Source organism: Gordonia gummivorans (genome assembly GCF_022513585.1).
Taxonomy (GTDB): Bacteria; Actinomycetota; Actinomycetes; order Mycobacteriales; family Mycobacteriaceae; genus Gordonia.
On record NZ_JAKWBF010000077.1, the window covers coordinates 1 to 1425 of the forward strand.

The following is a 1425-nucleotide window of genomic DNA, read 5'->3' on the forward strand; positions in this document are numbered from 1 at the left end:
GGCAGCCTCAATCGGTCGACGCAACAGGCCTCGTGTGAGAGGTAGCCGGTATGGGCAGGGCGGTAGCGCCGGAAGCGTTTTGGGTAGCGATCGATGCGGGGGTGTCGGTAGCGGTGGCGGCCCGGCAGGTGGGGTGTGGCCCTGCCACGGGGTATCGGTGGATGCGGGAGGCGGGGCGGCCGTTGCCGACGCGCGGTGGCCAGGGTGTGCGCCGCTCACCGCGTACGCGCGAGCAGTTCTGGGCGCGGTTGCGGACGGGGGAGACGATCGCGGTGGCGGCGCGGTCGGTGGGCGTGTCGGACCAGACCGGCTATGCCTGGTTCCGTCAGGCTGGTGGGATGCGCCTACCGACGGTGAATCCACAGGAGCAATCGCAGGTCACAGCGGGTAGCGGCCCGTTGTCGTTTGTCGATCGATGTCGTATCGAGGATCTGCTCGACGCCCGGTACAAACCTGCTCGGATCGCAGAGTTGTTGGGGCGGCATCGTTCGACGATCGGCCGTGAGATCGCGCGTGGTCGCGGCCCGGAGGGGACCGGCCGGTATCGGGCGATCGTGGCTCAAAGCGTGGTCGAGGACCGTCGTCGCCGGCCCAAGACTCGCAAGCTCGTCGAGGGTACGCGGCTCTACGATGAGGTCACCCAGCGGTTGCTCAAAAAGCACAGCCCTGAGCAGATCGCCGGCGCGTTGCGACGTGACTTCCCCGAGGAACCGGAGATGTGGGTGTCTCACGAAACGATTTACCAAGCGGTGTACGTACAGGCCCGCGGTGGACTGAAAGCCGAGGTCAAAGCAGCGTTGCGGACCGGGCGTATCAAACGTAAACCGCAGGGCCGCAACACTTCTAAACGTCCGAAGTTTCAGGACATGGTGTCGATCAGTGAACGCCCGGCCGAGGCCGCCGACCGTGCCATCCCTGGGCATTGGGAGGGGGATCTGATCGTGGGCGCCCACCACGCCTCGGCGATCGGCACCCTGGTCGAACGCACGACCGGGTTCGTGATGCTGCTGCACCTGCCCGAGGATCACACCGCTGAGACCGTCGCGGCCGCGATGACCGCGGCCATCCCGCAGATCCCCGCAGTGATGTGGCGATCACTGACCTGGGACCAGGGCTCGGAGATGGCGTTGCACACCCAGATCACCGCCGCCACCGGGCTGCCCATCTACTTCGCCGACCCGCATAGCCCCTGGCAGCGGCCGTGCAACGAGAACATCAACGGCCTGCTACGCCAGTACTTCCCCAAAGGCACCGACCTGTCCTTCCACGGCCCCGGCATCCTGGCCAACGTCGCCGCCGAACTCAACGCCCGCCCCCGCAAACGCCACCAGTGGGCCAGCCCCGCCGAAAAACTCGACGAGCTACTAAACTCACCACCGTCAGGATCCGAATCAGGTCCTGTTGCATCCACCGCCTGAATCCGCC

At 66.4% G+C, this 1425-nt stretch carries 1 protein-coding gene; it reads left to right on the top strand.

Annotated elements, in window-relative coordinates:
• Positions 1-161 precede the first annotated feature (161 nt).
• Positions 162-1418 (top strand): IS30 family transposase, encoded by a 1257-nt coding sequence (locus MKW15_RS24145; RefSeq protein WP_240862923.1) that lies wholly within the window; start codon positions 162-164, stop codon positions 1416-1418.
• The last annotated feature ends 7 nt before the right edge of the window (positions 1419-1425 follow it).

Coding starts and splice junctions, on each gene's coding strand:
- MKW15_RS24145 (WP_240862923.1), top strand. CDS start 162: ATGCGGGAGGCGGGGCGGCCGTTGCCGACGCGCGGTGGCCAGGGTGTG.